Annotated in this window: 4 protein-coding genes and 1 pseudogene; 2 read left to right on the top strand and 3 right to left on the bottom strand. The window is 69.4% G+C overall.

Going from position 1 to position 3308, the window contains the following annotated elements; translation table 11 throughout:
* Positions 1 to 57 precede the first annotated feature (57 nt).
* Genes pqqC through pqqA form a run of 3 tightly spaced genes read right to left on the bottom strand, consistent with a single transcriptional unit; the run spans position 58 to position 1821 of the window.
* The gene (gene pqqC / locus O3Q52_RS50970; RefSeq protein WP_269655222.1) at positions 58 to 792 is read right to left on the bottom strand and encodes a pyrroloquinoline-quinone synthase PqqC; all 735 of its coding nucleotides are present in this window, start codon (positions 790 to 792) and stop codon (positions 58 to 60) included.
* A complete protein-coding gene (locus tag O3Q52_RS50965) occupies positions 789 to 1679 on the bottom strand; it encodes an MBL fold metallo-hydrolase (protein WP_269655221.1) in 891 nt (296 codons plus the stop codon). The genes pqqC and O3Q52_RS50965 overlap by 4 nt, the downstream gene beginning before the upstream one ends.
* Before the next feature lie 10 nt (positions 1680 to 1689).
* Complete coding sequence (pqqA, locus tag O3Q52_RS50960; RefSeq protein ID WP_269655223.1) at positions 1690 to 1821, bottom strand: pyrroloquinoline quinone precursor peptide PqqA; 132 nt, start codon at positions 1819 to 1821, stop codon at positions 1690 to 1692.
* A 264-nt stretch (positions 1822 to 2085) separates the two neighbouring features.
* Here pqqA and O3Q52_RS50955 point away from each other — a divergent pair, with 264 nt between their 5' ends.
* On the top strand, positions 2086 to 2835 hold the full coding sequence (locus tag O3Q52_RS50955) for a class I SAM-dependent methyltransferase (protein ID WP_269655220.1): 750 nt from the start codon (positions 2086 to 2088) through the stop codon (positions 2833 to 2835).
* 236 nt (positions 2836 to 3071) lie between these two features.
* Positions 3072 to 3308 (top strand): annotated as a pseudogene (locus O3Q52_RS50950) (DNA-directed RNA polymerase subunit alpha); the annotation flags it as partial.

Genomic DNA, 3308 nt, shown 5'->3' with positions numbered 1-3308 from the left:
TGGCATCCTCGTCCGCGGCCGACGCGCGGTCGCCGGGAGGCGCCTCCCTCAGGGGTTTCATGGCCCCTCCCCCGCCCCGTCCACGGCGTCGAGCAGCGACCACAGCACATCGCACTTGAAGGCGAGCGCGGCGACGGCCCGTTCCTGTTCCTCGCGGGTGAGCGCCCACCGTTCGACCAGTGCGAGCGCCTCGGCGCTGTCCCGGCTGCCCTGCTCGACGCGGGTCCGGAAGTAGGCGAGCCCCTCGGCCTCGATCCACGGGTAGTGGTGTTCGAAGGCGGCGATGCGGGTGCGCATCAGCCCGGGAGCGGACAACTCGGTGAGGGACGCGGCAACAGCCTCCAGCGGGGACCTGAGCCGGCAGAAGTTGACGTATCCGTCGACCGCCAGGCGCACCCCGGGGAGTACGTCCTCGGCCGACCACAGCCGTTCCCGGTCGAGCCCGGCCGCCTCGCCGAGCCGCAGCCAGCGCTCGATGCCGCCTTTCCCCTCCCGTACGCCGTCGTGGTCGACGATCCTGCGCAGCCACATGCGGCGCAGTGCCGGGTCCTCGAACTTGGCGAGGATCAGGGCGTCCTTGACGGGGATGTGCCGCTGGTAGTGGAAGCGGTTGGCGATCCAGCGGCGCAGCTCGGCCGGTGTCAGAGCGCCCTCGTGCATCCGTACGTTGAAGACGTGGCGGTCGTGGTACCGGGTGGTGGCGATGTCGCGAAGCCGCTCTTCGAACTCCGGGCGGCTCCAGGGGTTCTGCCGGTCCTGGGCGGTCGTGTCCCGTACAGGTGTTGTCGTCACAGCTCGATGACCATTCCGTCGGCGGCGACCTCTAGTCCCCGGTCGGCCAGTTGTTTGTGCCGGTCGTCGTCCGGGTCGGTCAGGGGGTTGGTGTTGTTGAGATGCGTGTACAGACAGCGGGCGCGCAGCCCGGTCAGCCGGTGCGCGGTGCCGGCGGAGCCGTCGATCGGCAGATGTCCCATGCCGCTCGCGGTCCTGCTGGAGATCCCGGTGCGCACGGGCTCGTCCTCGTCCCAGAAGGTGCCGTCCACGATGACGCAGTCGGCGGCCTCGGCGGCCTCCTGCAGCGCCTGGGGCCAGGCGGCGAGGGCGGGACCGTAGACGAGGGTCTTCCCCGTGGACGGTTCGCGGAGCACGAGGGCGACCACCCAGTGGGGGTCGTCGTCGCCCGTTCCTGCCGCGTACCTGGGGCGTTTGGCGGCGACGGGCACGGCGACGGCCTCCAGTTCCGGGCCGAGTGGCAGCGGAGCCGTGCCCAACTCCCGCCAGAGCAGCTCTGTGTACGGTCCGAGCACGGCTCCGAAGCGCGGGCCGGCGAGCAGTGCATCGCGCACCGGGGCGGTGGAGACCAGTTCCACGGCGTCCGCCTCGCGCAGCCGCGCGACGCCGAGGGTGTGGTCGAGTTCTGCGTCGGTGAGGACGACGCCCGCGACCGGCGTCTGCCGGGCACCGGGGCCCGGGTGCAGCGCGGGGGTGTCCTCGATCTGGTCCCCGATGTCGGGGGTGGCGTTGACGATGTACCAGCGACCGGCGTCCGCTCGCACGGCGAGGGACGCGTGGCGGCGGCGCCGCTCCGGATGGGCGCGTGCCCCGGCACAGCCGGGACACGCGCAGTTCCACTGGGGCAGTCCGCCGCCCGCCGCGGTGCCGAGCACCTGCAGCAGCACAGCGGCGGGGTTACCGCGTGACCAGTGCGTACGCCGTCACTTCGAGCGCGGTGTCGACGACCTCGTACTCCGGTGACTGCCAGCCCGTCCCACCGGTGACGGTGGCTCCCGACCGGTCCGGCGTCTCCTGGGTCCTGCGGATCTCCTGAGGCTCCCGGATCTCCTGCATGTCTGTTCCTGCCTTCCTGCGTGGGGTTCAGGATCGAACAGATCACTACTGGTGTATCTGGACAGACTGGACACGGCGTTCATAAGAGTGCTTCGCGTTCAGTCCTCTGCTCCAGCATCACCATCTGACGGAACACGGTCAATCACTCGAACCGAACCGAATCAGATCCGGCCCGATCCCGCGCCGGACGGAAAATGCGTCGACACCGCCTCGCCGGTCCCGGCAGAGTGACCGGTCGTGACGAGCAGTGAGCTGTGGACCCGAGCGACCGCCGACCGCTACGACGCCGAGGAGAGCGAGAGGTCCTCGGCCGCCTTTCTGGGACCGACCCTCACCTTCCTCGCCGACCTCGCCAGAGACGGCCGGGCACTGGAATTCGCAATCGGAACGGGTCGGGTGGGCGTCCCGCTCCGGGAGAGCGGCGTGCCGGTGGCGGGCATCGAGCTGTCCGGACCCATGGCGGCGGTCCTGCGACGCAAGATCGACGAGGACAAGCTCCCGGTCACCATCGGGGACATGGCCACGACCATCGTGCCCGGCGAATTCACGCTGGTCTACCTCGTCTACAACACCATCACGAACCTGCTCACGCAGGACGAGCAGGTCGAGTGCTTCCGCAACGCCGCGCGCCACCTGACGCCCGGCGGCCGATTCGTCATCGAGCTGGGCGTGCCGCCGCTGCGGTTCCTGCCGCCCGGGCAGGTGGCGGTGCCGTTCGACGTGTCCGACCGGCATCTCGGCTTCGACACCTTCGACCTGGTCGAGCAGGTCCTCGTCTCGCACCATTTCACCCGCGACGGCGACGGCGGCGACAACCGCTACCGCCGCGACAGTTCACGGCACCGGTACGCATGGCCGGCGGAGCTCGACCTGATGGCCCGGCTCGAGGGGCTCGAACTGGAACGGCGTGTCGAGGACTGGTCCGGGGAACCGTTCACCGAGAACTCCGCGAAACACATCTCTGTGTGGCGGAAACCATCACCGTAGGTTCGAGTGCACTCCCCGATCCCCGAAGGAGCTGCGATTCCTGCCGAAACCAGCTGTTGTACGCGCTGTGCGGAGCCGAGTTCCTCTTGGTGGCGGGAGGATGTCCGGAAGCCTCCTCGCCGGGTCGGAGACGGCGGTTCGGCCTTCGGTGAGACCGGAACGCCCGGATCGCCCGTACCCTTCGAGGTGTCTACGGCGTCACATAGCGGGCGCCAAACTACTGGAGGCAACACCTCGTGCTCATTGCTCAGCGTCCGTCCCTGACCGAAGAGGTCGTCGACGAGTTCCGCTCCCGGTTCGTGATCGAGCCGCTGGAGCCGGGCTTCGGCTACACCCTCGGCAACTCGCTCCGCCGTACGCTCCTCTCGTCGATCCCCGGCGCTGCTGTCACCAGCCTCCGCATCGACGGTGTCCTGCACGAGTTCACCACCGTGCCGGGCGTCAAGGAGGACGTCACCGACCTGATCCTCAAC

This window comes from Streptomyces sp. ActVer (genome assembly GCF_027270795.1).
In the GTDB taxonomy this organism is placed as follows: domain Bacteria; phylum Actinomycetota; class Actinomycetes; order Streptomycetales; family Streptomycetaceae; genus Streptomyces; species Streptomyces umbrinus_A.
This window is presented reverse-complemented; position numbering and strand designations above follow the sequence as displayed.